Here is a 20,971-nt window from a genome sequence, read left to right as displayed (position 1 = left end):
CAAAGACATTAGGACAAATTCCCGATCAAAATCACCCATTTTCGAGTAACCAACTTGATAACTCTTCTAAATTGTTGAAATCAAAAACATCATTGCTTAGACGTTCCAACTGTTCAACCGATAACTTTTGAATCCGCTGACTGATTTCTGGCGGAATTGACCCCAACTGTCGCTCCAGAAAACGGAATATCCATCGGATTCCTTGCTCTAACCCTTCTTGCCGTCCCTCCTGCTTTGCCTTAACAATCGATCCCCGTTGGTCTTCCAGGAACATTTCTTGCTTACGCAATTTTTCCACTTCCTCTACACTCAAATTCGCTTGATTTGCGATATTCATCGCTTTATTTAGTTCTGGAAGTTGGCTAAATGTGGGGGGAATCACTTCCAAGCTGGGAGCCTCTTTAATAAAATAAATCCATTTATCCGTTAAACTCTCTAATTCATCCAGTGTTTTCGGGAATTTCGGCAATTCTACAAAAATTAACTCGATTTCTGGATCAGGATAGTCAAATAACTCCTGTTTTTCTTTCAAGCTAAACCGGGTCAGATACCGTTGCGTCTGATTAAACATGGGAAAATCGGTAATCGTTAAGGCAATGACTGGTTTCAGGTACGAGTATCCTTCACCATATTTTAATTGATTCGCATAAGTTTTGGTCAGGTTATAAATGACCCGCTTCTCAAAGAAGGCTAGGTTGAGGACTTGCATTTCAATTAGCACAGTTGAGCCATTATCCAGTAAGGCTTTGACATCCAGATAGCTATCTTTTAGGTCAACCACATCCCTAGGATTATAGGGGTCAATGATTTCTAAATCCTGAATCACGGGGTTGGCTTCATAAATCAAGGCATTTAAAAAGCTAATTAGGATATCTTTACTATCTTTTGAGCCAAATATTTTTTTAAAAGCAAAGTCAGTTTTCGGGCTGATAAATCTGAGAGTCATAGCTTTTTAATGTTTAAGCCGCGATCGCCAAAATCGTACCAGATTTACTTCTGATTCTGTTCTAATGGCAAAAGTAACCGGATCAAATAGTCATGGACTTGAGTTTGGTAAAAGAGGAGATCACCCCCCCAACTTCGCAAAATCTGTTGACAAATTTTCATACTTAAGCTAGGTAAAGATTTTATGGGTGAAGCGGTGAGAGCCTGCTGACACTCCTCCAGAGAACTGCTTTCAGAAATCAGTAACTCTAATAAAGGATAAGGTGAAGTTGATCGCAAAGTAGGCTTGACATCCGCACGCAAGGGACAGCACCACAGATGAATCCAAAGTCCGGCAGGGGAATGTAAGCCAATGGTGAGCAATAACTCTAACAAAATGCATTCTAGCTTAAGGCGATCGCCATAAATGGTAAACTGACTCACATTATGCATATTCAGCACCAGTTGACGCTGATGATAAAACAGTTCAACCTGTCGCAGCGATCGCTTCAACAAGGTTGCCAACTGTATGGGACGTAGGTTAGTCGTGAGTTGCCATTGTTCTTGCTTGAGGATGGGATTCAATGTCGCCAGAACGTCTTCTAACTGATGCAACAGTTGCTGACGACGCATCTTTTGTAAAGCAGAATTAGTAACATACTGCGTCGCCTCAGCCGGATAGGTGCTTTGAGAGTCCAATGCCAGTAACCCATTGTTCATCTCTTGCACAGACTGATACAATTTCTCTAAGCATCGGTGTTTGTACCAGTTTAGAGCTTGCAAATCTTCCCGATCTTGGGTTTGCCGAATCAAACGATAGCGATACTCACGCAAACTAGTAAACTGTTGGGTTAGGGTTTCGAGTACCGATAGCATATCCTCAGACCACATCCGTTCCTCGCGATCGGCAATCAGTACCAATCCCGTGGCTGAGGTTTTACCCTGATGCAACGCAATCACCAGGATTTGACCAATATCGGGACTATTAAACCATTGACGGATCGAATCAGGCAGATCCCTCACCAAACAGCAGCAGAAATGCGGCGTAGCTAGAGCCTCTTGAATCAAGGGGTTGGTTGCTACTGGAATCGTTAAATCTGGGGGGAGAGCCAAACGGGGATCAGCAACAACGGCAGTCGTTACCGTTGCCCAAGGAATTTGGGGAGTCCAGGTTAGCAGCGCCACTAGAGGACATTCCAACAGCTTTGCCACATAATTAACCCAAGCCTTTTCAAAGCGCACCGGATCTTTGGAGGCACAGTTGAGCAGGGATAATCCCGACTGGAGGGTTTGGCGAGCCAAAAAAGAACGTTTGGCGTTATCCAACTCACCCGAAAGAGTCAGCAGCAGATGGATGAGTTGGGCAATGGTTTTGGCAAAATCCCGTTCATTACGGTTCCATGTCCGGGGACTGTCATGACCAATAATTAACACGAAGCTGAGTGAGTTGGGGGAATGTTCTGCAACAGACAAGGACTCCAGCAGCACAGAGCGCACATTAAGTTGAGTGAAACTGTCCCGCCAGGATATCAGTAGCCCATCTGCCTCTAAATCTTCAATCACCACCATTTTGTTTTGTTCACTCAACCACCGCTGATCCTCTGGCTCAAGAGGCGGTAGGGGTGATGGACAAGGACGGCGATTCGACGGTTGTTTGCCAAATACGAGGTTGAACTGACCCGAGGGATCAGGTTGTAGGATTAAAAAGCGATCGGCTCTTAGATGCTGGCAAATCAGCTTTCCACAATCATTGAGGGCAGTTTCAGTCGTGGGGCTAGAAGCGATTGTCTGAGCAATCGTTGCCACCAACTGGCTATCCTTTAGGCTTAACTGAACTTGGGATTCTAGTTCCTCACAACTCACCACCAGCGCCACTAATTGAGCGGTTGCTAGTATAGAATTCCGTTCTGCCCGCTCCCAAATCCGAGGAGCATCATCTTCTACCGACACAAAACCCAAGAGTTCCCCCTGGCTTTGAATCGGGGCTGCCATCAATGAACGAGTCCGCAGCCGATTTAGGATATGTTCTGTGGTTTCTGGCTGGAGTTGGCTTCTACTGGTTCCAATCGTCACTAACTGACCCCTAGCCAGCGCCTGATAAAAGTCACTGGCTTCAGCAACAGTAAGACCTGCTGTCGAGCCTCGTAACCCCACCACACTGCGGAGAGATTGGCGATTGCCCACCCGATGCCAGAAATAGCGTTGCTGCGGATTATACCAATAAATACTGGTGCGTGTGGGCGTGATAAAATCTTGGGTCATCGACACCAATTTATCCAGACGCTGAACCACCTTGGGCAATTTGATCAGCTCATCGAGGGCTTGAAAGAGGGGTTTATCGGGGCGTTTAATTGCTGATTGTTGCCAATTTACTTCTATTTCATGTAACGCCGTCGCTAATCCCCCCAAAACCATGGATAAATGGGCTTTGTCTTCAGGTTTGGGAGAGATACCCCACTGATTTGAACCCAACAAGGTTATGCCAAAACATCGATCCTTGGCTCGCAAGGGCAACAGCAGTGTTCCCTGAATGCCTAAGTTTTCGGCAATTCGGCGCCATTCTCCAGCTCGGCTTTCTTTCTGAATATCTGGAAGGGTGATCGGGCGCTGCTGGATTACTACCTGTTCTAAAAGATCCCCCGGTTGCAGGTTGTATCGCTGCTTCAAAAAATCGGTATCCGCCGTCTGAGCGATACCCCCTTTCCCAAATAAGCGATGCTCTAAGCGATCATAAAGCCCAATCCAGATTAGGTGGTAATCAAACTCCGTTTGCAGGTAATTTAGAGTAGTCTCGATCAACACGTCAGTATTTTCCTCTTCCCGCAATGTCTCCAACACTCGTCCTAGGGCAACAAATGGATGATCGTTTTGGAGTGGTAGATTTTGCTGACCCATAATCAGTTATCAGTTATCAGTTATCAGTTATCAGTTATCAGTTATCAGTTATCAGTTATCAGTTATCAGTTATCAGTTATCAGGGAATGGGGAAGCTGGGGGAACTGGGGGAACTGGGGGAACTGGGGGAACTGGGGGAACTGGGGGAGCAAACAAAGGACAAATGACGAATGACAAAGGACATAAGACAAAGGACATAAGACCAATGACTGATATTTATCAATCTGCCATTCGCCCCATTCTATTTTCGCTCTTTAAAGCAGACCCGGAGTGGGCGCACGAACAAACGATAAACTTATTAGGTTGGCTAGACCGTACTAATGAATCCGCCTCAACTCCTTGGCTTTCCGCTCAATTGCACCAAGCCTTTTGCCTAAGTGATGCTCGCTTAGAACAAACACTGTGGGGACTGAAATTCCCCAATCCTCTAGGTTTAGCCGCCGGATTTGATAAGGATGGGGTAGCGGCTCGAATTTGGCGGATCTTTGGTTTTGGCTTTGCTGAACTAGGAACCGTTACCTTTGAAGCCCAACCCGGAAATCCACAACCCCGGTTGTTTCGATTGCTCCAAGATAGAGCCGTTCTCAACCGCATGGGGTTTAATAATCGAGGGGCAAAAGCATTGGCTCAACGATTAGGAGCGATCGCGCATCAGCCTTTTGAGCCGATCCCCTTGGGGATCAATCTGGGTAAGTCTAAGGTAACACCTCTAGAAGATGCGGCAACGGACTATTTAGCTAGTTTCCGTCTGCTTAAGCCCTGGGGCGATTATTTTGTGGTTAACGTTAGTTCACCCAATACACCCGGATTGCGATCGCTGCAAGATGCTGAGCAACTGCAAATCATTTTGGAGACGTTGCAACAGGATAATCAGGGGCAAAAGCCGCTTTTAGTCAAGATTGCACCGGATTTGGAGTGGGACGCGATCGCAGATGTTGTTCATTTAGCTCAAACTTACCAGCTTGCGGGGATTGTTGCTACTAACACAACCATTAACCGGGATAGGCTGAAAACTCAAGTTATCGCCGCAACCGGTAAACCCGTGACTGAAGAAGCAGGCGGAATTAGTGGTGCGCCTTTGCGGGAGCGTTCGACACAAGTGATTCGCTTTATTCACCAGCAAACCCAGGGGAAACTACCGATTATCGGTGTGGGTGGGATTTTTACCGCCGAGGATGCTTGGGAAAAACTCACCGCCGGTGCCAGTTTGATTCAAGTGTACACGGGATTAGTCTATGAAGGACCCTGGATGGTGCGGCGAATCATGCAGGGATTGTTAAAAAAGTTGGAACAACAAGGATTGAGTTCAATTACTGAGGTGGTGGAGCAGCCACCATCCTCTACCGAGTGAAGCTTAGTCCTAGTAAAGTTTTGCCGAGGACGGATAACACGGCACGAATCATCAGGTTATCCCCATCCACATATTTTTTTTTGATACTATTATAGGATATAATGTACACCACTCTATAGATAAATGTTTGGGATGTCATCCTTTGATGGTCAACAGACGGCGGCTAATTTAGTACGTAAGTATTAGTTATTCTGATACATATAAACTTTATCAGTTAGCGTCAATCGGACAAACCAATTTAACCGCCTAAAAGTTAGCATAAAGAGTAGCTTAGTCTTCTCTTGCTTCTCTTGGTGCGAAATTGCTTTAGGGAAGGACATCCTAGCTGTAGTGGTGGGAAAGAAGATACAGCTTAGGTTTGGTGAGAATGCTCTCCAGACAAGAAACCTAAGCAGAGCCATATTATGGGGAGATGACTCACTTTCCTTTATTGAGGAGTCACTCATCACCAAATTGATTGTCAAGCTATTGAGGTTTTGTATGTGGGAAACAGTTTTTATCGGATTAGTCGCATTTTACCTAGTCATGCTACCGATCTTATTCAGCCGATGGTTAGATTTCATGCAACATGATGACAGCTTATCCTCAAAGGATAAGTTTTTTTCTTGGGTGATTTTGGTCATTGCTACCATCATGTGGCCCATAGTGGTGCCAATCTCTTATCTAGAACTGTTGGACACCCGAAGAACGTTTAATAATTACTAGAGCATAAGTTCCAGAGTTAAGAAGGCGGTAGAGATTGAGTCGGTAATAGAGACAACTCACCTCTTCTGTCAAGAGATAAAGACTTGACAAAACGACGACTAAATTTCACTGACTACCATTGGCTAATCGGTTTTTCCTTAGCCGCCCTTTTCCTGGGAGGTATGTCTGTCGGGAATGTACCGCTACGAGATTGGGATGAGGGGACTCGCGCCCTAATTGCCAGAGAGATTTATCGTACAGGGAATTGGCTTCATCCGACGCTTGGGGGGGAACCCTATCTGCTCAAACCCCCGTTAATGGATTGGTTAATTGCTCTCTCGTATAAATTATGGGGGATTGGAGAATTAACCACCCGCCTACCGGGAGCGTTTTTATCCGCTTGTGGGGTTCCGCTACTCTATTTGTTGGGGCGAGAACTTTTTGCCCAACGTCTACCTGCTGTATTGGCGGCTAGCGTTTACTTGACGTTGCTACCTGTGGTGCGTCATGGGCGTCTGGCGATGCTGGATGGTACGGTGGTGTTGTTTTTTCTGCTATTGCTAGTGTGTCTGCTGAAAGCGCGTCAGGATAAGCGTTGGGCGGTTGGGATTGGGATTAGCCTGGGATTGATTACGTTAACCAAAGGAATTTTGGTGATCCTCCTGGGTGCGATCGCGTTTGGGTTTCTCTTAGCTGATGGACAATTAGCACAGTTGAAACATCCCTATTTTTGGCTAGGGATTCTCTTGGGGAGTACGCCTGCGATCGCGTGGTATATTGCTCAGTGGCAATATTATGGCGAAACCTTTTGGCAGGTGCATTTTCAGGCGCAGGGTTTGAACCGCATTTCGGAGTCTGTGGAAGGAAACCAGGGTGCGCCTTGGTATTATTTGCTGGAATTACTTAAATACAGTTTTCCCTGGCTACTGTTTTGGTTTGGCGGATTGACGCTCGCTTGGCATCATCGTCAAAGGAGTTGGGGCAAACTGGTACTGATTGGTACGATTGGCTATCTGGGGACAATTTCCCTAATGGGAACAAAGTTACCTTGGTACATTATGCCGTCATACCCTTTTTTTGCTCTAGCTGTCGGCGTATTTTTAGCACAGTTATGGCAAAAAAGCAAGCATTATCCCCAAGTTTTAGTCTGGCTTTTGGGGTTGATGGCAGTTGCTGGGGTAGGGGGATGTGTTTATTTTATCCTGGCAGATCCGCAGCCTGTGTTAATTATTATGGGCGTGGTTGTGGCGTTAACAATGGGTTTAGCGGCTTGGCACGTTTACCAGGATAATCGCCAATTTATCCCGATTTTATTGGGTGGAACTTACGTGGCGTTGTTGTTGTTGATGATGTCTACATCGTGGGTTTGGGAATTAAATGAAGCCTTTGCAGTGAAACCAGTTGCCGAGTTGATTCAGGAACATACTCCCCCAGAAACTGTAGTTTATACGTCGTTTGGTTATCGGCGTCCCAGTTTAGATTTTTATAGTGATCGCCAAGTGATTCCGGCGGATACAACTAGGTTGAAACAGTTGGCGTCAACGTCGGCGTATTTACTGGTGGATGAGTCAAGTTTGGCAGTATTACCGATTCGCGATCGCATCATTCTTGGTAGTAGCGAAGGCTTCACCCTAATTGCACCACCTTAAAGATGAATGGCACTGAAAATTTGCATTGTTGGAGCGCCGCAACCCTTGATATAGCGTAGGGTGGGCAATGCCCACCAGCATGGTAAGTCAGTACCATTCACCTTAATGATGTCTCTGTAGTTCAATTGGGTATCCATTGTGCGATCGCTAAATTTGGCGTTGATGTTGGATAGGGGATGTTGGGTTTCGGCGCGTCAACCCAACCTACGGCTATCTTGCGATCGCACGAAAAATCCCTTCAAATACTTGATGTTATAGTCATTCTATTAATTTTGAATGGGACGACAACAAAGCGGCAATAAATTTGTCAAAGCCCATGCAACTCACCCACTAGCTTTATTCTTGCTTGTCGCTGGTGTCATCAATGTGATCACTCTTCGTCCACTTCAACCACCATATCAGGAGCAAATTAATTTCCATACTGCTCGGCTAACTTCTGTACAAACTTTGCATGTTCCCCTGTGGGGAAGACGTCATCGTAGATGTACAATCTGGATTGAGCGGTGTCTATGACTTTTTGCTGCGCCGTAAAACTTAGCCAAAGTTGAAATATAATAAGATACTTAGGTTAATTACCCTCTCAACTGATGATATTAGGGTTGAGGTCAATCAAGGTTAGTTCTAACAAGGTCACGACGGGATCGATGATATGGTGATGACAGTTGTCCGAATAGAGATAACAGGGGGTACACAACAGCATGAGGCTGAATTTAGGCAAATCATCGTAGAATCTGTGAGGAGTGCTGTACTGCCTCATCTCTCAACCCGTAGACAAAAGAAAAGCAGGTTGCCAACCCCAAAACTGGATGTATCAATTGAGATACTAAAAAAAGCTGAAAAAGATGCATTAAATGCTCTACAGCATATACCGCAGGTTGGTAGCGATAGATTAGATAGAACGCAGCAAAGACTGCAAAGACTAGATAAGCTTTCACCTGAGCGCCGAGAGTTGTATGAGCGCATCCAGAAGCTGCGGGATGAGGTTGGTTCAGTTGACTTCAATATTATAGATACTTTAAGGGAGATGCGTGAATCTACCTGAGCATTTAGTAATTGACGCAAGCGTGGCGGCTAAATGGTTTCTGAAGGATGCTAGAGAAAGCGATGTTGACTTAGCTAGCGACATCCTTCTAGCGTGTTTAGCTGATGAAGTTGAATTACATGCTCCTCAAATTCTTCCTTATGAGGTATGTGGTATTTTAGCAAGAGCCTGTGGACAGGTGAAAGGGAATCCACCTCGTCTCGAAAAAACCCAAGCCGTAGAGTTTGCCAAAGCCTTTTTCCAGATCCCAATTCACATATCTGCGGCAATTGAGGATGAGTGCATAGCAGCAATGGAAATGGCTGTAGACTATGCGAAAGGTTCATACGACATGACCTACATCCGATTAGCTGAAACCCTAAATTGTCAATGGTGTACGGCTGACGAACAAATAATTAGGACTGTACCTAGCAGCTTTCCGTTACACCGTGTTCTTTTACTTTCGACGCTTAGATAGAGTGTGAATTGTGTTTCTCAATAGCTTACCATCTACTTTACTCAAGATTCGATGATGCCTAGAAAGAATCCATCAACCTCATCCAATCTTCCTCTCCAATAAGACCCTGTTTGCACAATTCTGTTGCCAAACATAAACCTTGCATTAGATAGATGGATATACAATGTAGGAGGAAGTTCTTCTAATCCTTTCTCTCTGCGAATTTTTAGATACTCTTGATTTGCATTTCGGTAAGATTCAGCAAGTATTTGACTGATTTCTTGATTACCAGTGGCAGATTTAAAGCCTTGAGCGCTTCCTTCAAGATATTTATGGTAACTGATGATGTTGCCAGCAATTAGTAATCCATGAATAGTCAGAGTAACTCCCAAGCTAAAATCCTGTTCTTCTGCAAAACGGACAAACGTTTTTAATATTGGATCGATTGAAAGGGGAGTCCCCTCTGTTTCCTCAAACTCTCTATCTTGAGATTCAGTCATCTTCTTGCTTAAGTTCAACTATGAAATTAAAGCTTTACAGTTATGCAATCTAACTATAACAACGTTTCGCTAACTGTTCGACAAACCTTGCATGTTCCCCCGAAGCTAAACCTTCCTGCAACACCGACAATACCCTCCCTATATTTCCAGCCAACAAATCATCGACGGCTAACCACAATCCCGGAAACACTCGACTCCGGATTACATTCCCTTCATCTACAGGCAAAGATATATACTCACCCTGCTGCAAGTAAAACCAATCAAGTCTCCGCTCACACACTTGCCAAACAATATACTCTTGCACTCCATTGCGACGATACGCTCGTTTCTTGTCATGCAAGTCTATCGCCACACTACTGGCTGCAATCTCTGCTACCAATTCCGGCGCACCCTCAATATAATCATCTTCGCTAAGTCTCGCTTGTCCACCCGCATTTTCATCAATTAACAATACAGCATCGGGTTGGGGTACGTTATCCAAATCTAACCGTACAGTTGGATTATCTCCTAACTCAACTCCGGGCGTAAAAATTTTGTAAGTCCATAGCCAACCGATGAGATTTCCATGGGGTTCAGCATGACTCCGAAACCGTAAAGCAGCAGGCAAGTAAACGACTCCTTCAATTAGTTCAGCTTTCTGGAGAGAATGCATCGCGTTATAACGACGCTCAAATTCATAACGATTTAAGCGATCGCCACTTTCAAGCCCTGGGAGTAAAGACTCTTGCTGGAAGCTCGTTTGAACCATAGATTGCCGTTGTCGCTAGTCTGTTGATGTCTCTATCCCTAGATCCTATCGGCTATTATCCTATATTCCCACAACTCGATAGGATTGATATGGCTACAACTCACGCTTGTTTATGGCTTACGGTGACTTGACTCTGAAAAAAGCCAAGGTGGTGTGGATGGCGCAAGATGGATAATTAGAATGGGTGTAACGGAAAATTGATCATGATTTATTTGGATTCAGCATTAGTCAGTGAAGCGAAAACGGTAGAGAAATGGGGATGGCTCAAGGGAATCACTACGAATCCGACACTACTCGCCAAAAGTGATTTACCCCCAGAAACGACACTGAAACAACTCGCGGCAATTAGTCCAGGGGAACTGTATTATCAACTCATGGCAACCGATTTTCAAGGAATGGTAGCAGAAGGACGAACAGCATTTGAGATTATTGGGGAGAAAACGGTGCTGAAAGTTCCGGCTACAGCCATAGGATTTCAGGTTGTCGCCCATCTATCTCCAGAGATTCCCTGTTCAGTCACCGCCATTTATAGCGCCGCCCAAGCCGCCGTTGCAACAGAAGCCGGAGCCAAATATGCGATCGCCTATGTGAATCGCGCCACTCGTTTACTAGGGGATGGCTTGGCGTTGGTAAGAGAAATGGCAGCTATCCTCAAAGACAGTCCCACGGAAATTCTAGCCGCCAGTCTCAAATCACCAGCAGAAGCGGCGGGGGCTTTAATCGCTGGGGCGGATCATCTGACGCTACCGTTGGAGATGTTGAATGCGATGACAACTCACAATTTATCGGAGCAAACCATTAATGAATTTGCCCAAAAAGGGCGGGGACTGATGTAGCAGGGGTGCTGGGGAAGCTGAGGGAGCAGAGACGTTCCGATGAAGATGGGAAAAGTAAGCTAGACCATGTGGCAGATATGCTGAACAATGCAGTCGGCAAAAAAAAGAATTCACGGGACAACTCCCCAATCCTGGAGAAGCGCGAATCGCGCCTAAATCCCATTTTAAAGGGAACAGGGAACTCTTAAGAGTAAAGAATGTCCTCACCTGCCTTGGTACTGCTATAACTACGCACTGGCGTGAGGATGTCAAAATTTGATTGACTGGATTAACAAGACAAACACACTCTCTTGAGACGTTCCACCGGAACGTCTCTACAAGTCCTAACATGAATGTCACGCTCCTTAAGGCTGGTGGGCAATGCCCACCCTACGGTATATCAAAGGTTTTGGCGATCTCACAAGGCTTATTTGAGTGCCATTCGTCCTAACATCCTTGGCGGTTGCTAAAAAGGGGAAAAAGAATAATAGAATTCCTTTCCCCTTTTTCGGTTAGGAGGGCTTATTGTACCGTTTTGTGTCCCGGACGGAGAATGTTGGCTTGTCGATTTCAGGTATTTCAGGTGTTTCTGGCTTAACGTCAATCGGCGTCACGTCTGTTTCTGCGACGTTCTTGTCCACAACAGTGACAGGTTTTGCCCCGATTACGGTTGAAGTTGGTTCAACAATAATCTGTCTTTGTTCTTCCACTACATCACCATCTTGATTTCTCGATGGCTTAGCCTTCTCGGCTTGATCTTGAACTTTATCGGCTGCACCAATTGCAGCACTTTTCGCTTTGTCAGCTTGACTTTCAATAGAAGGTTTAGCCTTCTCGGCTGCATCTTGAATCTTGTCGGCTGTCTTGACAGCAGCACTTTTAGCTTGGTTAGCGGCGTTTTCAATAGCTGGCTTAGCTTGTTCAGCCGCATCTTGCACTTTATTGGCTGCCTGTTCAGCAGCACTTTTGAGTTTATCAGGTGCATCCTCAGGAGTGGCTTTAGCGGTCAAACCACCAGCTACGGCGCCTGTGACGGCACCCACGACGGCACCTCGTCTGCCAGCAACTTGACCACCGACTACAGCACCAATGGCTGCACCAACTACCCCAGCGCCGACTACACCCTTACCTTCATCGTGAGAAGATTCATCGGGTTGATTGGCAGTGGGTTCAAGAGGTTGATTATCTTTATCCAGAAATTGCTTATTACTATCCATGTAGAGTTGTCCTCCTTTACTGATATTGAATGTTTCCTTAAATTAGGTTTAAGGCTCTTTTGTATCTTCTATCAACTTAACAATCAACCTTTATCGCTGACGCCAAGCTAAAGGAGGATATTACGGCACGTTGAGTCAGTCGATAGATATATTTCTGGTTTGACCAAGCTTGAGCTAATTTTTCAATCTATTCAAAAACTTGCTCTAACAGAAACTGAGTAAGAGGATCTCATTTTTAACCTCAGTTAGTAGTCAAAAAGAGGGAATCAGCGTCTCCAGAGTTTTATGGGTTGCAGAATTTTAGAAATCCAACGGAAGGTTCCGGGTTCGGTTAAAATTCCCTGAGTGGGACTGAATAGAAATGCCAGAATAAAGAAACTAAAGACAACCAGGACAATCGCCGAACCCGATGGTAAATCTAGATAATAGCTTAAATACATACCCGTGACACCAGCAATTATACCGATTATTGCCCCCAATCCCATCATCTGATGCAATTCTTTGACCAAAAGATAGGCAGTAATGGCAGGACCGACGAGGAGGGAGATAACCAGAAGCACTCCAACGGTTTGCATACTGGCGACAATTGTCAAGGTAATGGCACAAATGAAGCCGAAATACATGGTGGTGACGGGTAAACCACTGGCTTGAGCGCCGAGGGGATCAAAGGTGTAGAAAAGGAGTTCTTTGTAAAAAAGTTTGGTCAACAGTAAAATGACGACTGTAATCATTAGCGTGTGCCAGACATCGCTGGTTCTGACGCCTAAAATATCGCCAAAGAGAATAGAACTGAGGTCGAATTGATTGGTTTCTAAGAGGGAAATCAAGATAACTCCCAAGCCCAAAAAACTGGTTAACGTTAACGCCATTGCCGCATCCACCTTGACTCGCGATCGCTGATGAATGCCAGCCACCACTAAAGCGCTCAATGTCCCGGCTATAAACGCCCCCAGAGACAGAAATTGCTCCTCCACAAAAAAGGCAATGGATAGTCCAGGTAAAACAGCATGGGCGATCACATGACCAATCATGACCATCTGTTGCACAATCAAATAACTACCCACAACCGCACCTAAAATTCCCAGCAGCACCGCAATGGCTATAGCTTCACGCATATATCCCCACTGGAGAGGTTCAATTAACCCATGCCACATCACATCCACCTCACTTATTCTTGGTTTCCTGTTTGCTATTAATATCCCATTAAAACTCGTTATTAAATCGGGATCAACATTATGCAACAATAAGACTCATAATTTTTCCATAGGCTTTTTTGAGATTTTCAGTTGTCAATACTTCTGACCTTGAACCCACAGCAATTAATTCTTTATTTAACAGCAATATTTGGTCATACTGCTCCAATGTTTCTCCCAAGTCATGAGTAATAACTAATAAAATTTTATCTTGAAATTTTAATTCTTGAAAAATCTCAAAAAGAATCTCTTCAGTCTTTTGATCAATACCAGCAAACGGCTCATCAAAAAAAAACAACTCCGCCTGTTGCGCCAGCGCCCTTGCCAAAAATACTCGTTGTTGTTGTCCACCAGAGAGTTCGCCAATTTGACGATGGCGATACTCAAATAAGCCCACCCGTTCTAATGCATCCTGAACAATCTCCTGGGATTGACGAGACGGCTCTCTAAACCAACCCGTGTGGATAGTGCGCCCCATCATCACGACATTCCATACTGTAACCGGATAATTCCAATCAATTTGGGTGCGCTGTGGTACATAGGCGAGCCGTTTTCGTTGGCTTTTCAGGGGTTTGGCGTGAAATGTAGCGACCCCTCTGGTGAGGGGAATGAGTCCCAGAATTGCCTTAATAATCGTACTTTTCCCAGCACCGTTAGGTCCCAACAGCACCGTTAACTGTCCGGGTTGGATAGAAAAAGAAACACCGGAGATTGCCCAGGTATTTCGGTAGTTGACCGCCAAATCATGAACTTCGAGCATTATGACCTGTCTGTGAGAATGACTACCATTAACAAGTTCTGCTTTTAGCTTATCGGATAATGATTCCCGTGATTTCACACCAAGCGCCTTGGGTAGGGATAGGGAAGCAGGGGGAGCAGGTGTGTAGGGGCTCTCGCATTCGCGCCCAGATCTATCGGTTTTCTACTCAAATTCCAACGCGAATGCTTCGCCCAATCCTAGGGGGTGGAGGTGATCCAAGCGTATTAGAATGATTATCATTATAATTGTCTCTCGGTTTCAGGAGCTTGACTATGCTAAAGTATGTATTCAGCCAAACCTTGAACGGCTGGAATAGTAAGGTGTTGGCATTAGCGATCGCACTGACAGGGTGTGTTCAAAGTAACCAGACGACGGTTTCGCCAACAGGTGAAGGGACGGTATCAGGTGATAAACCCAGTGTGGTAGTGTCTCATCGCGTTCTTTGCGATTTAACCAAAGAAATTGCCCAGGACACCATTCAACTCAATTGTTTATTAGACCCGAACCAAGATCCTCATACCTACCGAGCAACCCCATCCCACCGCAAAGCCGTTGAAACCGCACAACTGATCCTTTATGGTGGCTATGATGCGGAAGCCGGTGTTGAGGGATTAATTGAAGCCAGCAATACATCCGCCCCTATCGTTGCTGTCTTTGAGGAAGCTGTCCCCAATCCCCTGGAGGGAGAAGTACATCACCATGATCACGGGGAAAAGGAACAAGGTGAACACTCAGATCATGAAGAAAACCATGCCGCAGATAAGGGGGAAAAAGTTCCTGACCCCCATGTTTGGCATGATGTGCAAAACGGTATGGCGATGGTTGATGTTATTCGCAACCAACTGACACAGATTAATCCCGCTCAGGCTGACCTTTATGCAGAAAATGCCCAGCAGTTAACCAGCCAACTCGACCAGTTAGATACCTGGGTAAACGCGCAAGTGGCAACAATTCCCCCAGGAAAACGCACAATTGTCACCACTCATGACGCCTTGGCTTATTATGTCAACGCTTATGGATTTGAAGCGGCTGAATCCTTGCAAGGACTCAGTACCGAAGAAACACCGTCAGCCGCACGGGTAAAGGAATTGGTGGAAACCATTGAACAAGCCAAGGTTCCCACGATTTTTGTGGAAACGACAACCAATTCCACCGCGATTGAGACTGTTGCGAGGGAAGCAGATGTCAAGGTTTCTGAACAAAAATTGATTGTTGGTAGTCTAGGTGACCAAAATAGTGACACAGGAACCTATATAGGAATGATCACCCATAATACCTGCGCGATCGCGAAAGGTTTGGGCGGAACCTGTACTCCGTTCAAAATGATGACAGGTGATAATCAGCCTGAAGAGGAATGATACAGCGTCGGTTTAGTTAAGGCGGGTACGATGCGATCGCTCGCCATTTTACCACCGTACAGGTTCCGTGCCACGGGTCCTATCTGTAGTGCGGCTAAACCTCCCATCACAAATAACTCACAACCCGACCAACGCAAATGCTCGTCTAAAACGGGCATACCCTTGACAAGAGGTACAGGATATGAATCAATAACATTTTTGAGTAACGGGTCAACGGTGGCATCAAAGCCAGTTCCAGTGGCATACCAAATACGTTGACATTCATACCCTTGACCCTGATCACAGTCAACCTGCCACTGGTTATCCTGCCACCGAGCCTCAACCACCTGACATTCTGGATAAAACCTCAGCTTACCTTGCCGCTCCAGGCGGCGTAACTGAAACATCATCTTTGGCGTCATAGATCCCCCATTTCGCGCCCCCTGAATCATCTCCCACCGCCTCCGCCAATCCGGTTCAGCCCAAAAGTCCTTGAGATACTTGGGTCCCAACCAACCCGGTTCAGCATCAAACCATTTTTCCTGGAGCCGACGCCGTGACATTAACATCACCTTCGCTCCCCGTGCTGCTGCACCCACGGCTAAATGTCCACTCGTCAACCCACCCCCAATAATTAACACCTGCTCACCGGCTATCTGCACGTTCCCTAAATCGACGCTTTGAGCATGGCATAATCGGTCAGTTGGATAAGCCGATGCAATCGTATTCACCCAATCTGGTACAATCTTTCTCCCCGCACCCGTAGCCAGAACCACCCGACGAGCGATTACTGATTGCCCATTTGATAACTCTAGGCAAAATCGAGGGCGTCCTAAAACCTTGGTTGGTTTAAGGCTACTCACATCAGCCCGAACCAGCTTATCCTGCAATTCCCACTGATAGATAACATCCTGACAAAACTCCTGAAATAGCTGCGTTCCGGGAAGATCATAGGGGGGAAAAAATTCCGACTCCCGGTTTTCGGCAAAAGAGCGCAGCGCATAGGGGTTGGGGTGGGGATGGTGTACCGCAGGGGATCTCAGATGAGGGATTTCTAGAGCGGCAAATTGATGGAACCACCGATTCATCCATCTGCCACTGCCATCAAAAACCCAAAACCTATTCCCCATTGTCTTACGTTTTTGCAGCAGGTGAGTGACTAAGGTTAGAGCCTGGGGACCTGCGCCAATAACGGCAATGTCAATGTTGGCGGGTAAGGATGCCGAATGGTAAGTCATGGAAAATCAGACCCTAGATTTACAATAACGATAATCGTTCTTATGATAATGATTATCATAATTTTGACACCGAGTCACCGATAGGTGATCGGGCAAGACCTTGAACTGAATAGGGTGTGAGGAGTTACTATGGCAAAAACTTGGTGGAATACTTTAGTCGTTAACCCAGTGGTGTTGGGTGGTACTTGGGCAGTCTGTGTAACCCCAAATGCTTTGGCACAGATTGAGGGGTACAACCCCATCAGTCAGGCGAACACTCTTGAGCAAGTCACCAGTGTCTCTCAGTTACGAGATGTCTCCCCTGGTGATTGGGCTTATGAAGCCCTACGCAGTTTGGTGGAACGCTATGGCTGTATCGCTGGCTATCCCGATGGCACCTATCGCGGGAATCGAGCCTTAACCCGATTTGAGTTTGCCGCCGGTTTGAATGCGTGCTTGCAGCAAATTGAGCGTTTACTTCCTAATGGCGAACTGGAGGGGAGTGATTTGGCAACCTTACGACGGTTGGTGCAAGAATTTGAGGCGGAATTGGCGACTCTGGGAGCGCGAGTAGATAATTTGGAAGGTCGAGTCGCCTTTTTAGAAGATAATCAGTTTTCCACAACGACCAAACTTCGCGGAGAAGTCAGCTTTGCACTGAGTAGCGTTTTTGGGGATGAAAAGGCAGATGGTAGTGGTGAAGACTTGGAAGATGAAGTAGTTTTCGACAACCGAGTGCGTCTATTTTTAGAGACGAGTTTTACAGGGGAGGACTTGTTACTAACTCGCTTGGATGCACTGAATACGGTTCCTTTTGGTCCTGGTGAAGGGGATAATCCCAATATTACCGGAACCAGCATGACCCGTCTCGCTTTTGATGAAGGCAATGATAATGATGTAGCTATTGGCAAGCTATTTTATCGCTTCTCTCTGGGGAACATGGCAGCGTCACATAATGAGGAAGAAGAGGAACATGGACATGGACATGGTGCCGTTAAAGGTGCAAAACTCTCCTTTATTATTGATGCCGTTGGCGGTGAGTTTAACGAGAACTTTGCCAACTATAACGAGTTTTTCTCGGAAGAACTGACGGGGGCGATTTCTCGTTTTGGGCGTTTCAATCCGATTTATTATCAGGGACTCGAAGGCACGGGTGGTAGTTTAACCTATAACTTCAATTCAGCGCTTAATTTATCCTTGGGTTATCTGGCTCCCAATGCTAATGATCCGAGTCAGAAAAACGGGTTGTTTAATGGTAGCTATGCTGCCATCGCCCAACTGGGGATTGAACCGAGCGAAGGTTTGCGTTTGGGTCTAACTTATGTGCGTTCCTATTATCCTGGGGGACAGGTGGTGGTTTCTGGGGAAAAATGTTTAGTATATGAGAATGATAATCATTTTAAGTGACGTATGGTAACAGTTCAAGCCTCCAGTACCATTCCGGTTACTGTTCTCACCGGCTATCTCGGCGCTGGGAAAACCACCCTACTCAACCACATCCTTACTTATGAACATGGCAAGAAAGTCGCCGTCATCGTCAACGAGTTTGGAGAAGTTGGTATTGATAACCAATTAGTGATTGATACCGATGAAGAAATCTTTGAGATGAACAACGGGTGCATTTGCTGTACCGTCCGAGGGGATTTGATGCGGATTATCGGGAATCTAATCAAGCGGCGTAACAAGTTTGACCATCTGGTGATAGAAACCACTGGACTGGCTGACCCCGCCCCCGTGATTCAAACCTTTTTTATTGATGAAGATATGCGGCAACAACTGCTTTTAGATGCCGTAGTAACGGTGGTGGATGCCAAGCATATTTGGCAGCATTGGGAGGCGGATGAGGCGCAAGAACAGATTGCTTTTGCTGATGTAATTTTGCTTAACAAGACAGATTTAGTTTCCCCGGATAAGTTAGATGAGTCGGTTCATTCCTTTGCTTTGGTTGAATCAAAACCTGTGGATGGGGAAAAACTGAATAATTGGCTCTCGCAATTGTTACAAACCAAGGGTCCTGATATTTTCCGGATGAAGGGAATTATCAACATGGCTGGAGAAGACCAACGGTTTGTCTTTCAAGGGGTACACATGTTGTTTGATGGTCGAGGCGATCGCGCCACGATCAGGTTCACTTGACAGCTCAGGTAAAAATGGGGTTAACTTATATTTAATTAGGAATTAATTGCAATAGTCGGGGAGCGGTAGCCATGAAGCAATCCAAACACAACTTTCTGTATCCCCATGCCCGTTATCGCGGAGCCGTTAAGCCGGAGCATCTGGTGCTGAATGCCAATCTGCAAGAGTTTGCCCAGCGAGTTAGCTATATTTGCAACCTGCAAACGGCGGGTAAACTGTCTCCTGATCAGGCGTTCGAGCAGATCGAGTCTCTTTGGCATCAGTTGCAACAATGTCAAACCTAGTTGAGTACAAACGAGCTGGAGAATCTTCAAGTGCATGGTTTGTAGGGGCGGGTTTTACAACTATCGTTTCTTTTTGACTCAGATGTAACTAAACCCGCCCTGCCCCAATCTTTCACCTAACCAATTCCCTAAAGTCCCAATTTGTCCCGACATTCTTTTGGTGCAGTAATTCGATCACGGCTGAGTGCTAACCCTTTACTGCTTCTGCAAATAACAATGGCAATTGGGCTTTTCAATCAAAGATTCAACTAAACTATTCAAAGCGACGGCGGCTAATAATCCACCGCCAGTCGTCCCCACAGTAGTAATATACTCCACACCCGAACCCATTAATCGGCGTTTAGCGGCTGGGGCGTGGCTGAAGCCAATCGGCATTCCTACAATTAAGGAGACTTGCAATTGTCCTTGTTCGATTCGTTTCAAGGCGGATATCAATACTGATGGGGCATAGCCGATCACTAAGATACAACCAGGCGTGAGGTGTTGCAATCGTTCCTGCCATTTCCCTTGTTGGTAAAACCTGTGTTCGGCTTCATCAGCGCTGTGGATGTGGGGTTCATCAAGTAGAGTCTTGACATTAAGCCCTAAATGTGCAATCCGCGTCTGATCAAGAGCCGCGACAACTGGAGAAACATCAGCAACAATTTCACAGTGAGTCTTGAGGGCATTTCTAGCTGAAGCGATCGCCCCTCGACTCAAACGCACAAAATCAACTAAACTGACATCAAAGGTGCAAGTAGTCTCAATGAAGCCTCTATTACTGGAGAGTCGCTACCCAGAGAAAAAGCGGTGGGAGATGAAGTTTTTGCTGGCACAATTAATGGGGCTGGAGCGTTAATTCTGCGAGTGCATCAACCCCCTGAAAGCAGTTTGATTCAACGGGTTATTCGTTTTGTTGTATTAATGGCAGATCGTTTAGAAAAGTTAACGGCTGCGATTCGTTTAGGTCGTCGTGTGACTCAGGTTGTTACCCAAAATATTGGGTTTGCTTTGTGTAGTATTGGTTTGTTATTAGTGGCTAATTTTACGATTGGCATTAGTCTTCCTCTCGGCGTTATTGGACATGAAGGTTCTACCATATTGGTGATTTTGAGTGGTTTACGGTTGCTTAGAAATAATACCAACTGAAGTTTAGACTACGATGCGCGACAGAGGGGGTTTCACCAAAATAAGGGGAGTGTGAGGGGTGAGATGGATGTCCTCGACAAAGAACACCTTTTTATCCAGGTTCACCAGTACATTGGCTGACTCATATCAACTTGTCAAGTTCTGATAATTTAAACGATTCTTTCCCCCAGAAAGGTTTGAATTTTCAAATCAGATTCCCGTATTAACAAAACGTCATAATTGCTCGTTTTTTACCTCGTTTTGGGAAAAAACTACGAATTTTCAGGGGTTGCAGCGATTGTGAGAGACTTGTGCGATTTTTAGGTATACTATTTATGGTGGGTTTTTTATGGGTAAAAAGAATTTTAATCCAGCTAAATTCCTTGAATCTTCGTAAGACTTTGTATAATTCATTGTTTTCGTCTCACGGCTAACCTCCCCCTTGGACATAAGTATTTTGTTGAACTTATGATAAAAATCATTACTAAGTATTGACAAAAACACAGATGACACAGATTCCAGTTGAAAACTTCCCGGTAGATAGAAAATAAAGCCTTTGGCAAAAATAATCGGGAGTTGAGGTATTGACAAGTTCAGTAGTTCTATGGGAGACTTACTTCATAATGGGAAAATGTGCCTGCCTATAGGGTCGCTTTTTCGTCCAATGGAACAGAAA

17 protein-coding genes and 3 pseudogenes are annotated in these 20,971 nt (G+C 45.5%); 11 read left to right on the top strand and 9 right to left on the bottom strand.

The annotated features are described in order from the left end of the window. Positions 1-31: 31 nt before the first annotated feature. Entirely contained in the window at positions 32-946 is a 915-nt protein-coding gene (locus ACLGGO_RS18050) for an Rpn family recombination-promoting nuclease/putative transposase (RefSeq protein WP_446420340.1), read from the bottom strand. Positions 947-990: 44 nt separating this feature from the next. Continuing rightward, positions 991-3,819, bottom strand: a complete 2,829-nt coding sequence (locus ACLGGO_RS18045; protein WP_446420339.1) for a GAF domain-containing protein — start codon at positions 3,817-3,819, stop codon at positions 991-993. Positions 3,820-4,024: 205 nt separating this feature from the next. On the opposite strand from ACLGGO_RS18045, the gene ACLGGO_RS18040 reads away from it, so the two are divergent. The 5 genes from ACLGGO_RS18040 (at position 4,025) to ACLGGO_RS18020 (ending at position 9,002) form a co-directional block, all read left to right on the top strand. Continuing rightward, a complete protein-coding gene (locus tag ACLGGO_RS18040; RefSeq protein WP_446420338.1) occupies positions 4,025-5,170 on the top strand; it encodes a quinone-dependent dihydroorotate dehydrogenase in 1,146 nt (381 codons plus the stop codon). A gap of 480 nt (positions 5,171-5,650) precedes the next feature. Next, positions 5,651-5,875, top strand: coding sequence for a hypothetical protein (locus ACLGGO_RS18035; RefSeq protein ID WP_446367809.1), 225 nt, complete (start codon positions 5,651-5,653; stop codon positions 5,873-5,875). An 83-nt stretch (positions 5,876-5,958) separates the two neighbouring features. Beyond that, positions 5,959-7,503 (top strand): ArnT family glycosyltransferase, encoded by a 1,545-nt coding sequence (locus ACLGGO_RS18030; RefSeq protein ID WP_446420337.1) that lies wholly within the window; start codon positions 5,959-5,961, stop codon positions 7,501-7,503. 649 nt (positions 7,504-8,152) lie between these two features. After that, positions 8,153-8,545 carry a hypothetical protein gene (locus tag ACLGGO_RS18025; RefSeq protein WP_446420336.1) on the top strand — a complete coding sequence of 131 codons (393 nt, stop codon included), beginning with the start codon at positions 8,153-8,155 and terminating at the stop codon, positions 8,543-8,545. After that, positions 8,532-9,002: a type II toxin-antitoxin system VapC family toxin gene (locus ACLGGO_RS18020; RefSeq protein ID WP_446420335.1), complete on the top strand. Its 471-nt coding sequence runs from the start codon at positions 8,532-8,534 to the stop codon at positions 9,000-9,002. The genes ACLGGO_RS18025 and ACLGGO_RS18020 overlap by 14 nt, the downstream gene beginning before the upstream one ends. A gap of 41 nt (positions 9,003-9,043) precedes the next feature. Here the strand turns inward: ACLGGO_RS18020 and gvpU are convergent, their stop codons facing one another. Both gvpU and ACLGGO_RS18010 read right to left on the bottom strand, forming a co-directional pair. After that, positions 9,044-9,481 (bottom strand): gas vesicle accessory protein GvpU, encoded by a 438-nt coding sequence (gvpU, locus tag ACLGGO_RS18015; RefSeq protein WP_446420334.1) that lies wholly within the window; start codon positions 9,479-9,481, stop codon positions 9,044-9,046. Positions 9,482-9,530: 49 nt separating this feature from the next. Beyond that, positions 9,531-10,229: a Uma2 family endonuclease gene (locus ACLGGO_RS18010; RefSeq protein ID WP_446420333.1), complete on the bottom strand. Its 699-nt coding sequence runs from the start codon at positions 10,227-10,229 to the stop codon at positions 9,531-9,533. 203 nt (positions 10,230-10,432) lie between these two features. Between ACLGGO_RS18010 and ACLGGO_RS18005 the strand changes: the two genes are divergently transcribed. After that, positions 10,433-11,065, top strand: coding sequence for a transaldolase family protein (locus ACLGGO_RS18005; RefSeq protein ID WP_446336413.1), 633 nt, complete (start codon positions 10,433-10,435; stop codon positions 11,063-11,065). A gap of 491 nt (positions 11,066-11,556) precedes the next feature. On the opposite strand, the gene ACLGGO_RS18000 is transcribed toward ACLGGO_RS18005, so the two are convergent. The 3 genes from ACLGGO_RS18000 to ACLGGO_RS17990 form a co-directional block, all read right to left on the bottom strand. After that, positions 11,557-12,261, bottom strand: coding sequence for a YtxH domain-containing protein (locus ACLGGO_RS18000; RefSeq protein WP_446420332.1), 705 nt, complete (start codon positions 12,259-12,261; stop codon positions 11,557-11,559). A 266-nt stretch (positions 12,262-12,527) separates the two neighbouring features. After that, positions 12,528-13,415 (bottom strand): metal ABC transporter permease, encoded by an 888-nt coding sequence (locus ACLGGO_RS17995; RefSeq protein WP_446420331.1) that lies wholly within the window; start codon positions 13,413-13,415, stop codon positions 12,528-12,530. A 79-nt stretch (positions 13,416-13,494) separates the two neighbouring features. After that, positions 13,495-14,214 carry a metal ABC transporter ATP-binding protein gene (locus ACLGGO_RS17990; protein ID WP_446420330.1) on the bottom strand — a complete coding sequence of 240 codons (720 nt, stop codon included), beginning with the start codon at positions 14,212-14,214 and terminating at the stop codon, positions 13,495-13,497. 272 nt (positions 14,215-14,486) lie between these two features. On the opposite strand from ACLGGO_RS17990, the gene ACLGGO_RS17985 reads away from it, so the two are divergent. Then, positions 14,487-15,572 carry a metal ABC transporter solute-binding protein, Zn/Mn family gene (locus tag ACLGGO_RS17985; protein WP_446420329.1) on the top strand — a complete coding sequence of 362 codons (1,086 nt, stop codon included), beginning with the start codon at positions 14,487-14,489 and terminating at the stop codon, positions 15,570-15,572. Here the strand turns inward: ACLGGO_RS17985 and ACLGGO_RS17980 are convergent. Then, the gene (locus tag ACLGGO_RS17980; RefSeq protein WP_446420328.1) at positions 15,554-16,789 is read right to left on the bottom strand and encodes an FAD-dependent oxidoreductase; all 1,236 of its coding nucleotides are present in this window, start codon (positions 16,787-16,789) and stop codon (positions 15,554-15,556) included. The two genes, ACLGGO_RS17985 and ACLGGO_RS17980, sit on opposite strands and share 19 nt — an antisense overlap. A 129-nt stretch (positions 16,790-16,918) precedes the next feature. Between ACLGGO_RS17980 and ACLGGO_RS17975 the strand changes: the two are divergent. The 3 genes and pseudogenes from ACLGGO_RS17975 to ACLGGO_RS17965 form a co-directional block, all read left to right on the top strand. After that, positions 16,919-18,136: pseudogene (locus tag ACLGGO_RS17975) on the top strand (iron uptake porin); the annotation flags it as partial. A gap of 42 nt (positions 18,137-18,178) precedes the next feature. Next, positions 18,179-18,904 carry a CobW family GTP-binding protein gene (locus tag ACLGGO_RS17970; protein WP_446420327.1) on the top strand — a complete coding sequence of 242 codons (726 nt, stop codon included), beginning with the start codon at positions 18,179-18,181 and terminating at the stop codon, positions 18,902-18,904. A 71-nt stretch (positions 18,905-18,975) separates the two neighbouring features. Beyond that, complete coding sequence (locus ACLGGO_RS17965) at positions 18,976-19,188, top strand: DUF7219 family protein (protein WP_446336406.1); 213 nt, start codon at positions 18,976-18,978, stop codon at positions 19,186-19,188. Positions 19,189-19,383: 195 nt separating this feature from the next. Here ACLGGO_RS17965 and ACLGGO_RS17960 read toward each other — a convergent pair. After that, positions 19,384-19,914: pseudogene (locus tag ACLGGO_RS17960) on the bottom strand (precorrin-8X methylmutase); the annotation flags it as partial. On the opposite strand from ACLGGO_RS17960, the pseudogene ACLGGO_RS17955 reads away from it, so the two are divergent. After that, a pseudogene (locus ACLGGO_RS17955) lies at positions 19,912-20,316 on the top strand (P-type ATPase); the annotation flags it as partial. The pseudogenes ACLGGO_RS17960 and ACLGGO_RS17955 overlap by 3 nt on opposite strands. Positions 20,317-20,971: the final 655 nt, after the last annotated feature.

Source organism: Coleofasciculus sp. (assembly GCF_046565525.1).
Lineage (GTDB): Bacteria > Cyanobacteriota > Cyanobacteriia > Cyanobacteriales > Coleofasciculaceae > Coleofasciculus.
The sequence above is the reverse complement of the archived record's forward strand: the minus strand, read 5'-3'. Positions and strand labels throughout refer to the sequence as shown.

Coding starts and splice junctions, on each gene's coding strand:
- ACLGGO_RS18045 (WP_446420339.1), bottom strand. CDS start 3,819: ATGGGTCAGCAAAATCTACCACTCCAAAACGATCATCCATTTGTTGCC.
- ACLGGO_RS18050 (WP_446420340.1), bottom strand. CDS start 946: ATGACTCTCAGATTTATCAGCCCGAAAACTGACTTTGCTTTTAAAAAA.
- ACLGGO_RS17965 (WP_446336406.1), top strand. CDS start 18,976: ATGAAGCAATCCAAACACAACTTTCTGTATCCCCATGCCCGTTATCGC.
- ACLGGO_RS17985 (WP_446420329.1), top strand. CDS start 14,487: ATGCTAAAGTATGTATTCAGCCAAACCTTGAACGGCTGGAATAGTAAG.
- ACLGGO_RS17995 (WP_446420331.1), bottom strand. CDS start 13,415: ATGTGGCATGGGTTAATTGAACCTCTCCAGTGGGGATATATGCGTGAA.
- ACLGGO_RS18010 (WP_446420333.1), bottom strand. CDS start 10,229: ATGGTTCAAACGAGCTTCCAGCAAGAGTCTTTACTCCCAGGGCTTGAA.
- ACLGGO_RS17980 (WP_446420328.1), bottom strand. CDS start 16,789: ATGACTTACCATTCGGCATCCTTACCCGCCAACATTGACATTGCCGTT.
- gvpU (WP_446420334.1), bottom strand. CDS start 9,481: ATGACTGAATCTCAAGATAGAGAGTTTGAGGAAACAGAGGGGACTCCC.
- ACLGGO_RS18040 (WP_446420338.1), top strand. CDS start 4,025: ATGACTGATATTTATCAATCTGCCATTCGCCCCATTCTATTTTCGCTC.
- ACLGGO_RS17990 (WP_446420330.1), bottom strand. CDS start 14,214: ATGCTCGAAGTTCATGATTTGGCGGTCAACTACCGAAATACCTGGGCA.
- ACLGGO_RS17970 (WP_446420327.1), top strand. CDS start 18,179: ATGGTAACAGTTCAAGCCTCCAGTACCATTCCGGTTACTGTTCTCACC.
- ACLGGO_RS18035 (WP_446367809.1), top strand. CDS start 5,651: ATGTGGGAAACAGTTTTTATCGGATTAGTCGCATTTTACCTAGTCATG.
- ACLGGO_RS18000 (WP_446420332.1), bottom strand. CDS start 12,261: ATGGATAGTAATAAGCAATTTCTGGATAAAGATAATCAACCTCTTGAA.
- ACLGGO_RS18005 (WP_446336413.1), top strand. CDS start 10,433: ATGATTTATTTGGATTCAGCATTAGTCAGTGAAGCGAAAACGGTAGAG.
- ACLGGO_RS18025 (WP_446420336.1), top strand. CDS start 8,153: ATGGTGATGACAGTTGTCCGAATAGAGATAACAGGGGGTACACAACAG.